Origin of the sequence: Okeania sp. SIO2C2 (assembly GCF_010692625.1) — a bacterium.
GTDB classification, from domain to species: domain Bacteria; phylum Cyanobacteriota; class Cyanobacteriia; order Cyanobacteriales; family Microcoleaceae; genus Okeania; species Okeania hirsuta.
The window spans coordinates 1-1160 of sequence record NZ_JAAHGM010000174.1 but is presented as its reverse complement, the minus strand read 5'-3'; the positions used below and the strand labels follow the sequence as shown (position 1 = coordinate 1160).

Genomic DNA, 1160 nt, shown 5'->3' with positions numbered 1-1160 from the left:
TACCAGTTAATACATGATCGCTATCATTGGGATCTATTATAACTAAAATAACTTCTTCATTGAGTTCGTAAAATAAATCAAATAAAGGGTGGTTATTTGTCATTTCTATGAAATAAATATCGGCCACTACGATTGCACAATTGTTAGGATGTAATTGGCGATCGTTTTTAAACAAATATTCTTGATTTTTCAAGTCGATTAACCAACAATCTATGTTAGAAAAAATAGGAATTCCTAGTTTTTTCAAACCTTCTGCTATACAAATTGATATATGAGAGCATTTTTTAACTGGTGAAAAGATAAAGTAAACACCTTTTTCGACAATTTCAGTTATCATAATTTTAATAAATTATCCTGTAATAACTTTAGCTTTCTATATTGAAAAAATTTCTTGTACTTTTGCCTTAGCGATCGCTTCCTTATTCTCATGCTCTAACTTAATCCAACCTTGCAGTTGAGGAATTAAAGCTGACCATTGTATTTGACTCAACTCCCCAACCAAAACAATTTCTACTCCCTCATCTACCTCTAATTCTGACTCCATTAACAAATTCATCGCCACACTAGATAAAATTAAATCTGCATCTTCAGCATAAATATTGCTGTTATCTATTAATAAAGTCCAATCAGGAATGATGTAATCGGAAAGTAGATATTTTTGGATAATTATTTCCTCAGTGTTGCACAATTATAAATGATGAAATCCGAACATTTGATATTTTTGAATAATTCTTTATATTTACAGTTAAAAATCTACTATAGCAATTCCCATGCTGGTGAGGTACAAAATTCTACGCTTTAGGCAACAGGCAACAGGCAACAGGCAATAGGCAACAGGCAATAAAGAAGAAAGATAAAACTGTACCTTACTAACCTGAGAAACGCTATATCATTCTTTAATGTGCAACCCCAGAGTTATGATAATTAATTATCCGATGCTAAATATTCTTGAAAGACTTTTTGAAATAAATATCCCATTTGACTAGAGTAATAGCGACTATCCAAAAACTGCGGATTACCCTGCATTTTTGTATCTATTCTGTCGCGATAAACTGCTCGTAAATCAGAATCATTTCCCAAATCAACTGCTAATTTAATATAAGTATCTTCACTATCTGCAATTAATTCTGGTATCTCCAGATAGCGCAACAAAGATGCTC

3 protein-coding genes are annotated in these 1160 nt (G+C 31.7%); all 3 read right to left on the bottom strand.

What is annotated here, in order from left to right; translation table 11 throughout:
- Positions 1-337, bottom strand: a 337-nt coding sequence (locus F6K18_RS36225) for a hypothetical protein (RefSeq protein ID WP_287528216.1), incomplete at its 3' end; no start/stop codon positions are given.
- A gap of 36 nt (positions 338-373) precedes the next feature.
- A complete protein-coding gene (locus tag F6K18_RS36220; RefSeq protein ID WP_353735282.1) occupies positions 374-688 on the bottom strand; it encodes a hypothetical protein in 315 nt (104 codons plus the stop codon).
- A 236-nt stretch (positions 689-924) separates the two neighbouring features.
- Positions 925-1160: hypothetical protein (locus F6K18_RS36215; RefSeq protein ID WP_287528214.1), on the bottom strand; the 236-nt coding region annotated here is incomplete at its 5' end.